General features: G+C 71.5%; 17 protein-coding genes. 14 read left to right on the forward strand and 3 right to left on the reverse strand.

Annotated elements, in window-relative coordinates:
- Nucleotides 1-53: 53 nt before the first annotated feature.
- Nucleotides 54-1,121, reverse strand: a complete 1,068-nt coding sequence (locus tag KZI27_RS10390) for a hypothetical protein (protein ID WP_222661085.1) — start codon at nucleotides 1,119-1,121, stop codon at nucleotides 54-56.
- 127 nt (nucleotides 1,122-1,248) lie between these two features.
- Here KZI27_RS10390 and KZI27_RS10395 point away from each other — a divergent pair, with 127 nt between their 5' ends.
- The 13 genes from KZI27_RS10395 (at nucleotide 1,249) to csrA (ending at nucleotide 11,846) form a co-directional block, all read left to right on the forward strand.
- Nucleotides 1,249-1,527 (forward strand): flagellar FlbD family protein, encoded by a 279-nt coding sequence (locus KZI27_RS10395; RefSeq protein ID WP_222661086.1) that lies wholly within the window; start codon nucleotides 1,249-1,251, stop codon nucleotides 1,525-1,527.
- Nucleotide 1,528: 1 nt separating this feature from the next.
- Nucleotides 1,529-2,362, forward strand: coding sequence for a motility protein A (locus tag KZI27_RS10400; protein ID WP_222661087.1), 834 nt, complete (start codon nucleotides 1,529-1,531; stop codon nucleotides 2,360-2,362).
- Between the two features lie 2 nt (nucleotides 2,363-2,364).
- On the forward strand, nucleotides 2,365-3,294 hold the full coding sequence (locus tag KZI27_RS10405; RefSeq protein ID WP_222661088.1) for a flagellar motor protein MotB: 930 nt from the start codon (nucleotides 2,365-2,367) through the stop codon (nucleotides 3,292-3,294).
- 89 nt (nucleotides 3,295-3,383) lie between these two features.
- Nucleotides 3,384-4,292 (forward strand): flagellar motor switch protein FliM, encoded by a 909-nt coding sequence (locus tag KZI27_RS10410; protein ID WP_222661089.1) that lies wholly within the window; start codon nucleotides 3,384-3,386, stop codon nucleotides 4,290-4,292.
- The gene (gene fliN, locus KZI27_RS10415) at nucleotides 4,289-4,993 is read left to right on the forward strand and encodes a flagellar motor switch protein FliN (protein ID WP_222661091.1); all 705 of its coding nucleotides are present in this window, start codon (nucleotides 4,289-4,291) and stop codon (nucleotides 4,991-4,993) included. Before KZI27_RS10410 ends, fliN begins: the two co-directional genes overlap by 4 nt.
- A gap of 8 nt (nucleotides 4,994-5,001) precedes the next feature.
- Nucleotides 5,002-5,517 carry a FliO/MopB family protein gene (locus tag KZI27_RS10420; protein ID WP_123312690.1) on the forward strand — a complete coding sequence of 172 codons (516 nt, stop codon included), beginning with the start codon at nucleotides 5,002-5,004 and terminating at the stop codon, nucleotides 5,515-5,517.
- Nucleotides 5,514-6,350, forward strand: coding sequence for a flagellar type III secretion system pore protein FliP (gene fliP / locus KZI27_RS10425; RefSeq protein ID WP_222661092.1), 837 nt, complete (start codon nucleotides 5,514-5,516; stop codon nucleotides 6,348-6,350). The genes KZI27_RS10420 and fliP overlap by 4 nt, the downstream gene beginning before the upstream one ends.
- Nucleotides 6,351-6,359: 9 nt before the next feature.
- On the forward strand, nucleotides 6,360-6,635 hold the full coding sequence (fliQ, locus tag KZI27_RS10430; RefSeq protein WP_123312689.1) for a flagellar biosynthesis protein FliQ: 276 nt from the start codon (nucleotides 6,360-6,362) through the stop codon (nucleotides 6,633-6,635).
- Nucleotides 6,635-7,393, forward strand: a complete 759-nt coding sequence (locus KZI27_RS10435) for a flagellar biosynthetic protein FliR (RefSeq protein WP_222661094.1) — start codon at nucleotides 6,635-6,637, stop codon at nucleotides 7,391-7,393. The genes fliQ and KZI27_RS10435 overlap by 1 nt, the downstream gene beginning before the upstream one ends.
- Before the next feature lie 6 nt (nucleotides 7,394-7,399).
- Nucleotides 7,400-8,593 carry a flagellar biosynthesis protein FlhB gene (locus KZI27_RS10440; RefSeq protein ID WP_222661095.1) on the forward strand — a complete coding sequence of 398 codons (1,194 nt, stop codon included), beginning with the start codon at nucleotides 7,400-7,402 and terminating at the stop codon, nucleotides 8,591-8,593.
- Entirely contained in the window at nucleotides 8,590-10,644 is a 2,055-nt protein-coding gene (locus KZI27_RS10445) for a flagellar biosynthesis protein FlhA (RefSeq protein ID WP_222661097.1), read from the forward strand. The genes KZI27_RS10440 and KZI27_RS10445 overlap by 4 nt, the downstream gene beginning before the upstream one ends.
- Nucleotides 10,619-11,572, forward strand: a complete 954-nt coding sequence (locus tag KZI27_RS10450; RefSeq protein ID WP_222661099.1) for a hypothetical protein — start codon at nucleotides 10,619-10,621, stop codon at nucleotides 11,570-11,572. Before KZI27_RS10445 ends, KZI27_RS10450 begins: the two co-directional genes overlap by 26 nt.
- Nucleotides 11,573-11,576: 4 nt before the next feature.
- Nucleotides 11,577-11,846 (forward strand): carbon storage regulator CsrA, encoded by a 270-nt coding sequence (gene csrA, locus KZI27_RS10455; RefSeq protein ID WP_222661101.1) that lies wholly within the window; start codon nucleotides 11,577-11,579, stop codon nucleotides 11,844-11,846.
- Nucleotides 11,847-11,991: 145 nt separating this feature from the next.
- Here the strand turns inward: csrA and KZI27_RS10460 are convergent, their stop codons facing one another.
- Nucleotides 11,992-13,965, reverse strand: a complete 1,974-nt coding sequence (locus KZI27_RS10460) for an acyl-CoA dehydrogenase (RefSeq protein ID WP_261784230.1) — start codon at nucleotides 13,963-13,965, stop codon at nucleotides 11,992-11,994.
- Between the two features lie 405 nt (nucleotides 13,966-14,370).
- Here KZI27_RS10460 and KZI27_RS10465 point away from each other — a divergent pair, with 405 nt between their 5' ends.
- Nucleotides 14,371-15,834, forward strand: coding sequence for a peptide MFS transporter (locus tag KZI27_RS10465; protein ID WP_222657601.1), 1,464 nt, complete (start codon nucleotides 14,371-14,373; stop codon nucleotides 15,832-15,834).
- A 161-nt stretch (nucleotides 15,835-15,995) separates the two neighbouring features.
- Here KZI27_RS10465 and KZI27_RS10470 read toward each other — a convergent pair whose 3' ends face one another.
- A complete protein-coding gene (locus KZI27_RS10470) occupies nucleotides 15,996-16,295 on the reverse strand; it encodes a hypothetical protein (RefSeq protein ID WP_222657602.1) in 300 nt (99 codons plus the stop codon).
- Between the last annotated feature and the right edge of the window lie 318 nt (nucleotides 16,296-16,613).

Raw genomic sequence — 16,613 nt, forward strand, 5'->3', positions numbered from 1 at the left:
CCCGTATCGAGGTCTCGAATACATCACAGCTGAGAATTCGGGGGACGAGATGGTCAGTCGTGTCGTCGCCAGACCCCGGAGTTCCCGGGCCGCGACCACGCCGCCCACGTGCCGGTCCCGAGTTCGTGGTCGGTGAGCCAGTAGGCCGAGTCCGGCGTCCAGCCGGCGACGACGCTCGCACGGTCGTCATCGACCGTCACCGCGTCTCCCGAGGTGCGCAACCACCCCGAGACGGTGAGGTGGACGACGTCGTACTCGGCGGCCACCCCGGACCAGTCGGGCAGCACCCACGCGCCCTGGCGTCCCGTCGCCAGCTGCCAGTCGTTCCGTCGCGTGGTCGTGGTCACGTCGAGCGGCCAACGACGGCACAGCGCGGCCCAGTCTCCGGGAGCGTCGACCGTGAACACGCGGGCAGCGGGGTCGAACGGTGCGGGCCGGGCACGAGCGCGCTCCTGGCCCGAGGAGTCCTCCACCGCCCACAGTGCCAGGGGACCAGCGGACGGGAAGGGTGCCCGGGTCGTCTGCACCAGCGGCCACGGCGGCGTGGTCCACCAGACACCGCTCGCGACGCCGGGGCTGCCCGCGGCGACCTCGTCGCGCAGCTCCTGCGCCCAGTCGCGGAGCGCCTGGGCGGTGCTCGGGTGGTGCGGCTGCTCGTCCTCGTCGAACACGACGGTCCACGCTCCGCCCTGCGGCTCGGCGAGCTGTCGGACGACCGGACTGTCCACCGCCCAGCGCGCGATCCGGGTCAGCGCCGGCCGCAACACGGCACGGCTGAGGAGCGCATCGGTCGCATCCGCCGGCTGCCACCAGAGCGCGCTCTCGGCAGTGGACTCGAGTGCCACCACGACGTCGTCCTCGCCGGGGACCGGCAGGGGCACGGCGGTGAGCGCGCTCGCCACGGAGGTGATCTCCGGCGCGGGCTCCTCGAGGACGTCGCCGCCGACGCCGAACAGCACGTGGCCGTCGCCGCGTTCCGCGCCCAGGTGGTGGACCGCCCAGAACAGCAGGCCGCCGAGGTGTTCCGCGGCCGGGGAGTCGGGCTGCTGGACCCCGCGGACGAGTTCGAGGCAGAACCGGCGGCCCCGCGGGTGGTCGAGCAGGTCCGCCGCGGTGATCACCGTCCCAGGCTAGCGACGCCTGCTAACGGCGGGACCCCACCCGCCGATAGACCTCCGTGCAGGCCCACGGACGGGCAGCATCCCGCCCCACGGACGGCGGCGGGACGATCGAGAACCAGGACGGGCCATGATCGTCGTCACACGACTCAACGGCAGCGCATTCGCTGTCAACCCCGACCTCGTGGAGCGCATCCACGAGACGCCGGACACGACGCTCATCATGGTCGACGGGGCGAAGTACATCGTCCGCGAGTCCATGGCCGACGTCATCGACCTGATCGCCGCGTACCGCGCCCGCATCGTCGGGATGGCGTACGGCACCGACCTGCCGACCAGGAACGCCACCGGCCCGCAGCCGACGCTCACCGCGGTCGCACCCCTCCGCACGCAGGACGGGGGCCGCTGACGTGGACATCGCGACGATCATCGGGATCCTGCTCGCCTTCGGCGCCCTGTTCGGCATGGTCGAGATGGAGCACGTCGAGCTCGCCGGACTGTTCCTGCCCGCGCCGATGCTGCTCGTGTTCGGTGCGACCATCGGGTGCGGCATCGCGAGCACGACGCTGAAGGACGCCATCGCGAGCTTCAAGGCCGTGCCGAAGGCGTTCACGGGCAAGGTCACCCCGCCGCAGTCGGTCATCGACGACGTGGTGGGCCTGGCCGAGACTGCTCGGTCGAACGGTCTGCTCGCGCTCGAGCAGGAGGCCGACAAGCACGACGACCCGTTCATGAAGAAGGCGCTGCAGAACATCGCGGACGGCACCGACGGCGACGAGCTGCGGATCCTGCTCGAGGACGAGATCGAGTCGAACGCGGCGCCGACCCGGAGCGCGAGTGCGTTCTTCATGGGCCTCGGCGGCTTCGCCCCGACGGTCGGCATCATCGGCACCGTGGTGTCCCTGACCCACGTGCTCGCGAACCTCGGCAAGCCCGACGAGCTCGGCCCGCTCATCGCGAGTGCGTTCGTCGCGACGCTGTGGGGCCTGCTGACGGCGAACTTCATGTGGCTGCCGATCGGCGGCAAGCTCCGGAAGCTCGCGCAGCTCGAGTCGGACCGGCAGACGCTCCTGATGGAAGGGCTGCTCGCGGTCCAGGCCGGCAGCCAGCCGCGCCTGCTCGGTGAGCGCCTCAAGGCCATGGTGCCGCCGGCCGCGCGGACCGACACCGCCGGCAAGAACAAGGGCAAGAACGGCAAGGGCGCCGCCACCGACGACGCCGACGACCAGCAGCTGGCGGCCTGACGATGAGCGCCAACCCCCGGGGCCGCGGCCGCGGTCGTGCGAAGAAGGGCCACGACGAGGCCGAGCACCCCGACGAGCGCTGGATGGCGTCCTACATGGACATGATCACGGTGCTGATGTGCATGTTCCTGGTGCTGTTCGCCATGTCGACGGTCGACCAGGAGAAGTACATCGCCCTGAAGAACTCGCTCGCGACCGGCTTCGGCGAGGTGAAGTCGCAGAAGGTGGACACCGCCAGCGGCACGGTGGTGACGAAGGACCAGGTCGAGGACGGATCCGGGTACTCCACCGACAAGTCGCAGGCCGACCACTCGACGGCGTCGTCCGGCACGGAGGACACCAACGTCGACCCGGCGTCGACCGTCGTGCCGGTGACCGCGACGAAGCAGGACCTCGCCGACGCCCAGGAGGAGCTCGACGACCTCACCGCGATCGAGACCGCGATCCAGCGGAACCTCGCGAAGGCCGGCCAGACCGCGAACGTGCAGTTCACCGTCGACGCCCGTGGCCTGATCGTCCGGCTCGTCGGCAGTGAGACCTACTTCGGCACGAACAGCGCGGACCTGTCCGACCAGGCGAAGTCGATCATGGACGCGATCGCTCCGGTCCTGAAGACGAGCCACCACGACGTCAGCGTCGAGGGGCACGCCGACCAGCGGAACTCGACGGCGCCGTACGCCACGAACTGGGAACTCAGTGCGGCCCGGGCGACGGGGGTCCTCCGCGACCTGGTCGAGCGCGGCGGGATGCCGGGCGACCGCGTGCAGAGCGTCGGCTTCGGGTCGAGCCGACCGCTCGCGAAGGGCGGGACGGACCAGGACCTCGCCCTGAACCGACGGGTCGACATCGTGGTGCTGTCGAACGCCGACCAGGACGTCAGCGCACTGATGCCGGCGCTCGCGAAGGCGCAGGACGGAGCACGCCAGGGCTGACACACGATCGACGGCACGACCGGACCCCGCCTCCCCAGTACGGGGTACAGCACTGACGGGTGCCGCACAGGCGACCGATAGACGCACCCGTGACCGAGACCCTGCCCGCGCCCGAGGTGTACGACTTCGCGCGCCCGTCGACGCTCGCCCGCGAGCACGCCAGGGTCCTCGAGCTCGCGTTCGAGACGTTCGCGCGCCAGTGGGGCACGCAGCTCACCGCGAAGGTCCGCGCCGTCAGCCAGGTCACCTGCGAGCAGGTGCAGATGGTGACGTACGACGAGTACGCCGCCTCGCTGCCCGCGCTCACCGGCATGGTGCTGCTGCCGATCGCCGACGTCGTCCCGAAGGGCGTCCTGCAGGTCCCGCTCGACGCCGCCCTGACCTGGGTCTCGCACGCCCTCGGCGCCTCGAAGCCCCTGCCGACCCCGGAGCGCACCTTCACGCCCATCGAGCAGGCCCTCGTGCGCAAGATCGTCGAGGACGCCCTCGACGACCTCCGGTACTCGTTCGGCGGGTTGCTCGCGCACGACGTCACGGCCGGCGGCTTCCAGTTCAACTCGCAGTTCGCCCAGGCCGCCCAGAAGGGCGACCTGATGATCGTCGCGGCGTTCTCGATCCGCGTCGGCGACCGCGTCGCCCCCGGCACCCTCGCCCTGCCGGCCGAGGCCGTGCTCCCGCAGCTCGGCGAGACCGCCGCCACCGTGTCGCCCGCCGACGCCCAGGCCCTGCTCGACGCGCAGCTCGCGGGCGTGCCCGTCGGGGTCAGCCTGCGGTTCGCCCCGGCGACGGTCCTGCCGACGCAGGTGCTCCGGCTCGCCGTCGGCGACGTCCTGCCGCTGCCGCACCCGCAGCACCGTCCCCTCACCATCGCGGTCGACGGGGAACCCGTCGGCACCGCCGCGGTCGGCGCGAACGGCTCGCGCCTCGCCGGCATCGTCGTCACCACCACCTCGGCCGCCGCCGGCACGTCGTCCGCAACCAGCACGGAGCTCGCATGAACGCCACGACCACCCTCCAGACCACCGCGGCCGAGTCGCTCGCGGCGCAGCTCCCGACGGCCGTCCCGCTGGGTGCGCAGCTGCTGCCGGGAGGCGCGACCCCCGTCGCGCTCGAAGCGGCGACCGACGCCGTGGTCGCCTCGTTCGTCGGCGGCCTGTCGGCCGATCTGGCCCTCGTGCTCACCGACCTCGAGGCCGTGATCGCGGCCGGCGGCACCGACCACGGGATCGTCGCCGTCACCGACGTGCTGCGCCCGTCGCTCGAGGCCGCCGCGTCCGTGCTCGGCGTCGGGGTCCTCGGCGAGGCGAGCCGCGAGTCGGCCGCCGCGCTGCTGGCCGACCCCGACACGGTGGTGTTCGAGCTGACCGCCGGTGGTGTGCCGAGCGGCTGGTTCGGCATCCGCGTGCGCGAGCACGGCACGGTCTCGGCCGCCGCACCGGTCGGTGTGCCCGCCGGCAACCTCGGCCGCATCAACAACGTCGAGATGACCCTGACCGTCGAGATCGGGCGCACCCGCATGTCGGTCCGCGACGTGCTCGGCATGGAACCCGGAGCGGTCGTGGAACTCGACCGCAGCGCCGGTGCCCCCGCCGACGTCCTGCTGAACGGCCGCCTGATCGCGCACGGCGAGGTCGTCGTCGTCGACCAGGACTACGCCGTCCGGATCACCCGCATCCTCGACGTCGCCGAATCCCTCTGAGCCTGCGCGTGGACACCCTCCTCGTCACCCTCCGCGTCGCGCTGTCGCTCGGCGTCGTGCTCGCCCTCATGTGGGTGCTGCACCGCGCCAGCAAGAAGCGCTTCGCGGGCAGGACCTCCGGGCGCCGTGCGGCGACCGTCGAGGTCGTCGGCCGCCAGGGCCTGGGCGGCAAGGCGAGCGTCGTCGTGGTCGACGTCGAGGGGGAGCGCCTCGTGCTCGGGGTCTCCGAGCAGGGCGTCAGCCTGTTGACGAGTGGCCAGGCGCCCGCTCCCGAACTCACCATCGTGACCGGACCCGTGCAGCTGCCCGTGCGTCCCGCCCCGTCGGCCGACGCGTTCGGTCAGGAACTGGCGCTGCAGGCGGACGCCCCCACGGGCCTCCCGGAGGCCCTGCCGATGCGCCCGCGCAACCGGCGTCCGCAGCGCACCACGCTGCCGACCGCGCAGCAGCTGCAGGGGTCGATCCTGTCGGTCGACACGTGGCGGCAGGCTGCCGCGGCGCTCCGGAACCGGCGGGTCGGGTGACCGCCGCAGGGTCGCACCGGCTGGCGCTGTCCGGACGCGTCGTCGCACTCGTCCTGCTCGGGCTCGCCGTCGTCGCCGGCTTCCTCATGCTCACCGCGACCGGTGCCCACGCCGCCGGGGTCGTGGAGCCGACCGCTCCCGCCACCCCGACCGCTCCCGCGGACGGCGACTTCAGCGTCAGCGTGAACGGTCCGGACGGCACCCCGTCGTCGGCGGTCGTGACGCTCATCGGCATCACGCTGCTCAGCGTCGCCCCGGCGCTCATGCTCATGATGACGTCGTTCACGAAGATCTTCGTGGTCCTGGCGATGACCCGGAACGCGCTCGGACTGCAGTCGATCCCGCCGAACCAGGTGATCGCGGGCCTGGCGCTGTTCCTGTCGCTGTTCGTGATGGCGCCGGTGCTCGGGCACATCAACGACGACGCGCTGCAGCCCTACCTCGCCGGCCACCTGGGCTTCGACCAGGCCGTCGAGATCGGCACGAAGCCGCTGCGCACGTTCATGCTGCACCAGACGCGCGACGAGGACGTCGCCCTGATCACCCGCGCCGCCGGCCTCGACAACCCGAAGTCGATGGCGGACGTGCCGATGACGACGGTCATCCCGGCGTTCATCATCTCGGAGCTCCGCAGCGCCTTCATCATCGGGTTCGTCATCTTCATCCCGTTCCTGGTGATCGACCTCGTCGTCTCGGCGGCGCTCATGTCGATGGGCATGATGATGCTCCCGCCGGTCATGATCTCGCTGCCCTTCAAGATCCTGCTCTTCGTCCTGGTCGACGGCTGGGGCCTCATCATCACGTCGCTCATCGAGAGCTACCACGTTGTCTAGGGGTCGCGCATGAACCAGCAGGCGGTCATCGACCTGGTCCTCCAGGCACTCCTCGTGTCGGCGAAGCTCGCGGCGCCGGTGCTCATCACGTCGCTCGTCGTCGGCTTCGCGATCTCGCTGTTCCAGTCCGTGACCCAGATCCAGGAGGTCACGCTCTCGTTCGTGCCGAAGGCCGTCGCGGTCGCGATCGCCCTGGTGATCTGCGGCAACTGGATGATCTCGGAGATGGTGGCGTTCACCCACGTCGCCTTCGACATGATCCCGAAGCTGCTCGGGAGCGGTTGATGGAGCTCAGCGTCGACGCCGACCGTCTGGAGGCGACCATGCTCGCGGGCGTCCGGCTCGTCGCGTTCTTCGTCATCGCGCCGCCGTTCTCGTACCGGGCGTTCCCCGGCACCGTGAAGGTGATCCTCGGGCTCGGCCTGGCGATCGGGGTCGCCCCGCGCGTCGCCGTCGGGTACGAATCACTCGCCACCGGGCCGTTCCTGCTCGCGCTGCTCGCCCAGCTCGTCGTCGGGTTGTCGCTCGGCTTCCTCGTGTTCCTGGTGTTCGCCGCGGTGCAGTCCGCCGGTGCGCTCATCGACCTGTTCGGCGGGTTCACACTGGCACAGGCGTTCGACCCGCAGTCGCAGGTCAACGGGGCCCAGTTCACCCGGCTGTTCCAGATGGCGGCGCTCGCGCTCCTGTTCACCTCGGGCGGGTACCAGCTCATCGTCGGTGGGCTCGTGCGGTCCTTCGACGCCGTGCCGCTGACCGGGGCGTTCGCCGTCGACGGTCTGGCGCACGCCCTCGTGGCGGCGATGTCGCAGATGTTCCTCGCGACGCTGCAGATCGCCGGGCCCCTGGTGGTCGTGCTGTTCCTGGCGGACGTCGGCCTCGGTCTGCTCACCCGCGTCGCGCCGGCCCTCAACGCGTTCCAGATGGGGTTCCCGATCAAGATCGGGCTGACCGTCCTGTTCGCCGGTGCGCTCTTCATGGCGCTGCCCTCGGTGGTGTCGTCGTTGACCGGCGACGCCGTCGAGGCGATCACGGGACGGGGGTGAGGCGCCGTGTCCGACAGTGGTGAGAAGTCCGAGAAGGCCACCCAGAAGCGCATGCAGGAGGTCCACCGGAAGGGCCAGCTCGGCCGGTCCCAGGACCTCGGTGCGTGGATCGGCATCGCCGTCGTCGCGCTCATGGTGCCGTCGATGATCGGCAACGCGGCAGCCGCAGGCACCGCGCAGCTCGTCGCCGTGCAGTCCGTCATCGCGAACCCGACCATCGGCACCATGAACCACGTGTTCGGCGAGGCGATGGCGAGCGTCGGCGCGACCCTCGGTCCGATGCTCGCGGTGGTCCTCGTCGCGGTCACCGCGGCCGCCGTCGCGCAGGGCGGGGTGCACATCCGGAAGCTCGCACCGGAGGCGTCGCACTTCGACCCCATCGCGGGCCTGAAGCGCGTGTTCGGCGTCCAGGCGCTCTGGAACGGGGCGAAGGCCCTGCTGAAGACCGCCGTCGTCGGGCTCGTGCTCTGGTTCGCCGTGCAGGGCCTGATGCCCGTGCTCATGACGAGCGGCTCGCTGCCGTTGTCCGCCGTGCTCGAGGCGGCAGCGGACGGCGCCGGCACCCTGCTCCGCGCCGCGATCGCCGCCGGGCTCGTCCTCGCGGCGATCGACGTGCTCGTCGTCATCCGCCGCAACCGCAAGCGCACCATGATGACCAAGCGCGAGGTCAAGGACGAGCACAAGAAGAGCGACGGTGACCCGCTCGTCAAGGGCCAGCGCCGCTCCCGTCAGCTCGCGATGAGCCGCAACCGGATGATCGCGTCCGTGGGCACCGCGGACGTCGTCATGACGAACCCGACCCACTACGCCGTCGCGCTCAGGTACGAGCCGGGCAAGGCGGCACCGCGGGTGGTCGCGAAGGGCGCTGGCCCGGTCGCCGACGTCATCCGCGCCCGGGCCGAGGAGGAACGCGTGCCGATCGTCCGCGACGTCCCGCTCACCCGTGCGCTGCACGCCGCGTGCGAGCTCGGGCACGAGATCCCCGTCGACCTGTACACGCCGGTGGCCCGGGTGCTTTCGTTCGTGATGGCGCTCAAGGCCCGCGGTGCAGCGGCCGGCACCCACGCACCACCGCGGCCGACCACGCCCGACGAGGTCGCGAGCGTCATCGACCCGGCGACGCTCACCGGCGACCTCCGCCCCCGCAGGCTCCGCACACCGCGCACCGCAGCGAACCAGACCGAAGGACTCCCCGCATGAACCGCAAGGACCTGCCGAAGCTCGTCGTCCCGGTGTTCATCGTCGGCATCATCCTGCTGCTGATCCTGCCGGTGCCGTCGTTCCTGCTCGACTTCCTGATCATCTGCAACATCCTGCTGGCGCTGGTGATCCTGCTCACGACGCTGTTCGTGAAGAAGCCGCTCGACTTCTCGGTGTTCCCGTCGCTCCTGCTCGTCGCGACGCTGTTCCGCCTGGGCCTGAACGTCGCGTCCACCCGCCTCGTGCTCGGCGAGGGCTTCGCCGGCGACGTCATCCAGGCGTTCGGCCACGTCGCCGTGTCCGGGTCGATCATCATCGGCGCGGTGATCTTCCTGATCCTCATCGTCATCCAGTTCGTCGTCGTCACGAAGGGCGCCGAGCGCGTCGCCGAGGTCGGGGCACGGTTCACCCTCGACGCCATGCCCGGCAAGCAGATGGCGATCGACGCCGACCTGAACGCCGGGCTCATCACCGACCAGCAGGCGAAGGACCGCCGGGCCGCGGTCTCCGCCGAGGCCGACTTCTACGGCGCGATGGACGGCGCCTCGAAGTTCGTCAAGGGCGACGCGATCGCCGGCATCCTCATCATCATCATCAACCTGGTCGGCGGCATCGCGATCGGCATGCTGCAGAACGGGCTCTCCGCCACCGACGCCCTGTCGAAGTACGGCATCCTGACCATCGGCGACGGCCTCGTCACGCAGATCCCGGCGCTGCTCATGGCGGTGTCCACCGGCATGATCGTCACCCGCTCCGGCGCGGAGTCCGAGATGGGCGCCTCGGCCGCGACGCAGCTGTCGCAGTCACGCAACGCGCTGATGATCGCCGGTGTCGCCGCCATCGCGATGGGGTTCATCCCCGGCATGCCGATCCTGCCGTTCCTGCTCGTCGGCGCGACGCTGCTCTTCACGGCCTGGCGGATCGGCCGGAACGCCGCGAACGCCGAGTCGGCCGCCGCCGAGCAGCAGGCCCTCGAGGCCGCAGCGCCCACCGGCGACACCCCCGAGGACCTCATCGAGCAGATGCGCGTGCACGCCCTCGAGATCCTCCTCGCGCCGGACCTGGTCGACATGGTGTCCGGCGCCTCCGACGACCTGCTCGGCCGCGTCCGTGCGCTCCGCCGGAAGATCGCCGTCGACATGGGCATCGTCGTGCCACCGGTCCGCACCCGCGACAGCATCGACCTGCCACCGTCCACCTACGCCATCCGGATCGCCGGCGTCGAGGCCGGCCGCGGCACCGCCCCGGCCCGCAGCGTGCTCGCGCTCGGCGACCACCTGGACGGACTGCCGGGCGCCTCGACGGTCGAGCCGGTGTTCGGTCTGACCGGCAAGTGGGTGCCCGCCGAACTCCGGCACGCCGCCGAGATGACCGGCGCCACCGTGATCGACCGCGTGTCCGTCCTCGTGACGCACCTGCAGGCCGTCATCGGCGACAACGCCGCCCGCCTGCTCACCCGCGAGGACGTCAAGGTCCTGACCGAGGGCGTCAAGCAGGTCAACCCCGCCGCGGTCGAGGAACTCGTGCCGGGCATGCTCTCGATGGCCGAACTCCAGCGCGTGCTGCAGGGCCTGCTCGCCGAGCGGGTGCCGATCAACGACCTCGGCCGGATCTGCGAGGCCCTCACCCTGCGGGCCAAGGCGTCCACCGACCCCGAGGGGCTCGTCGAGGCCGCACGCGCCGCGCTCGGTCCCGCCCTCGCCGCGCGCTACACCGACCAGGGCACGCTCCGCGTCATCATGATCGACCCGCTGCTCGAGCAGTCGATGCTCGAGGGCCTGCGCCCGTCCGAGCAGGGCAGCCAGATCGTCCTCGACGCCCACCGCATCGAGCAGGTGCTCGGGTCCGTCCGCGACGCCGTGCGCAGCGTCGAGGACCAGGGCCTGTCCGCCGTCCTGGTCTGCGCGCCGCAGCTCCGACCGGCCGTGCACCGCATGGTCGCCGCGCAGTCGAACGGGCTCCCGGTGCTGTCGTACCAGGAGGCCACCGCCGCGGGTTCCACCATCGAGACCGTGGGAGTGGTCCGTGCCGCCGACCCGATTGCAGCGTAGCGGCGCCACGCTCGACGAGGTCCGCGACGCCGTCCGGACCGAGTTCGGCGCGGGCGCACGGATCGTCGCCGCCGAGCGGGTCACCACGCCGGGCATCGGCGGGCTGTTCCGCAAGGCGCACGTCGAGGCCACCGTCGAGGTGCCGGAGCCAGGGGAGACCCCGACCGCACGCGTGGTCATCGCCGACTCGCCCGTCCAGCGGATCGGGATCGCGGCGCTGCTCGCCGACGCCGAGGAGGCCGAGGCCCGCATCGCGGGTGGTGACGGCACCGCGACCACGCGCGCCGACGCGTTCGCGTCGGTGCTCGACGGCTTCGTGGCGGACGGCATCACGGGGAGCGCCCCGCGCCCGACGCGCGTCCTGCCGGAGCCGGACGGGCCTGCGGACGTCGACCCGCGCCTCCAGGCCGTCACCGACACCCTGCCAGGAGGCCCGGCCACCGTCCCCGACGCCGCGCCCGCCGTGCGCGTGGCCCGGCCCACGGCCCCTGCCGCGCGATCTGCTGTTCCGGCAGTGCGGTCCGCTGTTCCGGCAGTGCGGTCCGCCGACGGCGACCTGGTGCTGCTGGTCGGTCGGCCGAACGACGTCGACGCCGCCGCTGGCCTGTTCGCCGTCCGGCACGCACTGCGGCCGACCGACGCCGCCGACCGGCGGTCCGCGATCCTCGCCCGCGCCGACGGCGTGCGCGACGGCCACGCCGTGCTCGCCCTGGCGGCCTGGGACGACCGCGCCACGGGCGACCGGATCGAGGCGGACCAGGTCTGGGTCGTGGTCGACGTCGGCCGGAAGCCGGAGGACTCGGCGGCCATGGTCTCCGCGGTGGCCGCACGGCTGCCGGTGGCCGGTGTCGTCGCGATTGGTGCCGGAGAGACCGCCACGCCGGAGTCCGTCGACCTGCTGGGGGTCCCCGTCCTGTCGCTAGGCTGAGCGGGTGCTGGTACTCACGCGGAAGGTCGGCGAGCGGATCCTCGTCGGTGACGACATCGTCATCACGGTCCTCGACGCCCGGGGGGACGGCGTGCGGATCGGCATCGACGCACCACGCGGGGTGAAGATCCAGCGCGAAGAGGTCGTGCGCGCGGTCGCCGAGGCGAACGCCGAGGCCGCTGCGGCTGCCGGGGCGTCCGGTGCCTCCGGAGACGACGCCGAGGCGCGGTTGCGCGCGGCCCTCGGCGACCGCGGCGGGGCCGACCGGGCGTAGTCCGGGCTGTCGCAGGGGCTGCGCGTCCGCGCGCGGTCATTGTCGCCCCATCGTTGGCGAGCGCGCCCCGTTGCGGGCGTCGCGCCCCGACTCTTCGGGGCGCGACGACGTTGCCGGGGCGCGGACCGGACGGAACGACGGGCGGCTACGCGCGGGGCTTCTTCTCCTGCTCGGGGAGCCGTCCGGCTGCCGCCTCGGCGGCGAACCACGCACGGGCCTCGTCCTGGCGCGCCTGCTCCTCGCCGAGCGCGATCGGCGCCCGCACGTGTCCGGGTTCGTAGCCGAAGGTCTCGAGGAGCTGCGGGACCACCGGACGGAGCCGAGCGACGAGCCGGTCGATCGACGCCGAGACCGCACGGGCACGCTGTGCGCTCAGGCGGCCGTGCACCAGGTGCCAGTCGAGGTGCTGCTCGAGCAGTCCGAGCGCGAACAGGTCGCGCAGCCACACGAGCACCCGGCGGGTGTCGCCCTCGGGGACCGCGTCGAGCGCCTCGGTGAAGGCATCCCACTGCATGAGCTCGGCGTGGGCGCGCGCGGCCTCGATGAGCTCGTGCTGCGACCGGTTCAGGAGTACGGCCTGACGGGCGCGGTCCTTGCCAGCGGTGTTCAGCCGGAGCCCGATCTCGGTGACGATGGTGTCCACGCGGCCGGCGAGCAGCGCCCGCTGGGTGGCGGGGTCGTGCAGGTCGGTGACGCTCGCCGCGAGTGACCCGCGGTCGGCGACCGTCTGCCCGAGGCGGCGGATCCCCGAGGCGTCCGCGAGCTTCACGCCGACCTGGGCGGCGACGAACTTCGCGGTCGATGCGGCATCGCGCGGCGCCCGCTTCCGGAAGTCGGTGAGCAGCCGCTTGCCGACGAGCTGCAGCAGGACGGTGTTGTCGCCCTCGAACGTGACGTAGACGTCCAGGTCGGCACGCAGGCTCGTCAGGCGGTTCTCGGCGAGGAAGCCCGCGCCGCCGCAGGCCTCGCGGCACTCCTGCAGGGTGTCGAGGGCGGACCACGTCGACAGCGACTTGAACGCGGCGGCCTGGGTCTCCAGGTCCTCGCGGCGCTCCGGGGTGTCGGCACGCCCGCTGAACACGTCGTCGAAGGTGCGGAGCAGCTGCTCGTGCGCGAAGGACTGCGCGAACACCGTCGCCAGGCGGGGGATGAGCCGACGCTGGTGCCGCCCGTAGTCGAGCAGGACGCCCTCGACACCGCCGGCCGTCGGGAACTGCCGACGCTGCATGGCGTAGGTGAGCGCGATCTGCAGCCCGATCTTCTGCGCGACGACCGCGGCGCCGTCGAGCGACACGCGGCCCTGCACCAGGGTGCCGAGCATTGTGAAGAAGCGGCGGCCGGGGGAGTCGATCGGCGAGCTGTAGGTGCCGTCCTCGGCGACGTCGCCGTACCGGTTCAGCAGGTTCGTGCGGGGGATCCGGACGTGGTCGAAGTGCAGCCGGCCGTTGTCGATGCCGTTCAGACCGCCCTTGACGCCGTCGTCCTCGCCGCCGACGCCGGGCAGGAACGCGCCGTCGTCGTCGCGGAGCGGCACGTAGAACGCGTGGACGCCGTGGTCGACGCCCTGGGTGACGAGCTTCGCGAAGACGACGGCCGCCTTGCCGTGCAGGGCCGCGTTGCCGATGTAGTCCTTCCACGCCCCACGGAACGGGGTGTGGACGACGAACTCCTGCGTCGCCGGGTCGTAGGTGGCCGACGTGGCGATGTTCTGCACGTCCGAACCGTGGCCGGTCTCGGTCATCGCGAAGCAGCCGGGCACGTCGAAGCCGATGATGCCGGGCAGGAACTCCTCGTGGTTCCGCGCGGTGCCGAGGTGGTGCACCGCGGAGCCGAACAGGCCCCACTGCACGCCGGCCTTGATCTGCAGCGACGGGTCGGCGGTGGTGATCTCCTCGAACGCCGCCAGGTTGCCGCCGTGGTTGTCCTGGCCGCCGAGCTCGCGCGGGTACGGGCGCTGGATCGCACCGGCGTCCACCAGGATCTGCAGCTGCTCGAACGCGCGGGCGCGGTGCTCGATGGTGCCGAGGCCCTCGGTCTTGTGCAGTGCGGGGTCGAGCACGAGGCGGCGCGAGATGCGGCGGTCCTCGGCCCAGCGGCCGAGCAGGAGGGTCTCGACCATGTCGACGTCGATGCGGACGTCGGTGTTCGTGCGCGTGTTCGCGCCGGTCTTGTTCGTGTTCGTGTTGGCGCCGGTGTTCGTGCTCTCGTTCGCGCCGGTGTTCGTGCTCGCGCTGTCGCTCGTGTCCTCGCCGGCGTCGCGCTTCGTCTTCGGGGTGCCGGTGTGCTGCGCGGATGCGGTGTCGACCATGGTCGGAGTCCTCCTGAACTGCGGTGTCCGGTGTTTCCTTCCCCACGCTAGACACCGCCGCCTGGAGCCAGGCGAACGCGGTGTGGCTCGGACAACCGGCGGTCCGTGCGCGGGGGTCCTGGCCGTGGGAACCCTCCAACCGCGCGCGCCGACGGATTTGTTGAGCACCCATCGACGATTGGGCGTGCCACCGGCCCGCGGGGCAGACTGGCCGACATGTCAGGCTCCACCACGGGACACGATCCCAAGCCCAAACGCACCTTCTTCGGGCAGCCGTTCGAGCTGTCGACACCGTTCGCGGTGGAGCTCTGGGAGCGGTTCTCGTTCTACGGGATGCAGGGCATCGTCCTCATCTACATGTACTACACCGTCACGCAGGGCGGCCTCGGGATCGACAAGGGTGTCGCGAGCGGGATCATGGGCGCCTACGGCGGCGCCGTCTACCTGTTCACGATCATCGGCGCGTGGATCGCGGACCGGCTGCTCGGCGCCGACCGCACGCTGTTCGGCAGCGCGGTCGTCGTCATGCTCGGGCACATCGCCCTGGCGCTCATCCCCGGGGTCGCGGGCGTCGGCGTCGGGCTCGTGCTCATCGCGCTCGGGTCCGGCGGGCTCAAGGCGACCGCCACGACGATCGTCGGTGGGCTCTACAGCCGCGACGACCCCCGTCGTGACGCCGGCTTCTCGCTGTACTACCTGGGCGTCAACCTCGGAGCGTTCTTCGGGCCGCTCCTGACCGGTCTGCTGCAGAGCTCGCTCGGGTTCCACTACGGCTTCGGGCTCGCCGCCGTCGGCATGGCTGCGGGGCTGGTGCAGTACGCGATCCGGCGGAAGAACCTGCCCGACACCGTTCGCCACGTCACGAACCCGGTCGACCGCCGTCGCCTGCCGCTGATCGGTGTCGGCGTCGTCGTCGCCCTCGGTGTGGTCGTGGTCGCCGTGCTCACCGGGCTGCTGAACGTCGGCAACCTGCCCACCGTGGTCGTCGCGATCGTGATCCTCGCCACGATCGGCTACTTCGTCGTCATCCTGACGAGCGGCATCACCGCGCAGGAGCGCTCGCGCGTGTTCGCGTTCATCCCGCTCTTCATCGGCAGCGCGGTGTTCTGGTCGCTCTACCAGCAGCAGTTCACCGTCGTCACGGTCTACTCCGACGAGCGACTGGACCGCTCGCTGTTCGGGTGGGAGATGCCGGTTTCGTGGGTGCAGTCGATCAACCCGGTCTTCATCATCGTGCTGTCCGGGGTCTTCGCGGCGCTCTGGACCAAGCTCGGCGACCGCCAGCCGTCCACGCCGACGAAGTTCGCCCTCGGCACCGGGATCATGGGTGTCGCGTTCCTGCTGTTCCTGCCCTTCGTGAACTCGGGCCAGAACGGCACACCCCTGCTCGCCCTGGTCGCGATCCTGCTGGTCTTCACGCTGGCCGAGCTGCTGTTGTCGCCCGTCGGGCAGTCCGTCGCCACGAAGCTCGCGCCGCCGAAGTTCCAGACGCAGATGGTCGCGCTCTTCTTCCTGTCGGTGTCGCTCGGCACCGCCGTCACCGGGGTGCTGTCGCGCTACTACGACCCGGCGGACGAGGCCCCGTACTTCACGATCCTCGGTCTCGTCGCCGTGGCGGTCGGCGTGGTCCTGCTCGTCCTGGCCAAGCCGGTCCTGAAGCTCATGCGCGGTATCCGCTAACCTGAGGGAAGCCACACGGCCGAAGCAACCAAGGAGTCACCCCATGCTCGAACTTATCGCCGGCATCATCATCGGCATCGGCGTCCTCGGTGGTGTTGGCTGCTGCATGGCGGTTGCCGCCATGATGAAGAGCGGCTCCGAGGAGTACTGAGCCCGCTGGGCTACTCGCCGCTGCCGGTCGTGATCGGCACCAACTGACGACTCAGGACGGTCGCGCGCTCGAAGGGGCCGCGGCCGTCCTTCGTGTACACGGGCTCCTCGAACGCGACCGTCCACGACAGCGGTTCACCGACACCGGGGTACCCGACGATCTGGTTGCCGCCGGGAGCCACGATCACGCCGATCGGCTCGTCGGCCCACCGCTCACCGCCCTGCACGGAGTCGATGACCTGCACGAGCGCACCGATGCCGAGGCCGGGGGCGTCGTCGGGGCGGGGCTTGGGGGAGCGTCGTCCGAACACGCCATCACCGTAGCGTGCTCGCCGCTCAGCCAGCCTCGTCCGGTGCGCCCGGTTCTGCGCGCCCCGTTCTGTGCGCCGAAGTTCCACGACATGCCGCGTGCGGTCCGCCGAGGTTCCACGGACGCCGGTGCGGGCGCCCGAGATGCCAAGATTTCGGAACCTGGCGAGTCGGCCTGGGTGGGGACGGCAGCGACCGCGGGGAGGCGCCGAGGTTCCACGACACGCCGCGTTGCCGTTCGCCGAGGTTCCACGACACGCCGCGTGCGGTCCGCCGAGGTTCCACGGACGCCGGCGCGGGCGCCCGGGATGCCGAGATTT

The organism is Curtobacterium sp. TC1 (assembly GCF_019844075.1).
Classification (GTDB): Bacteria; Actinomycetota; Actinomycetes; order Actinomycetales; family Microbacteriaceae; genus Curtobacterium.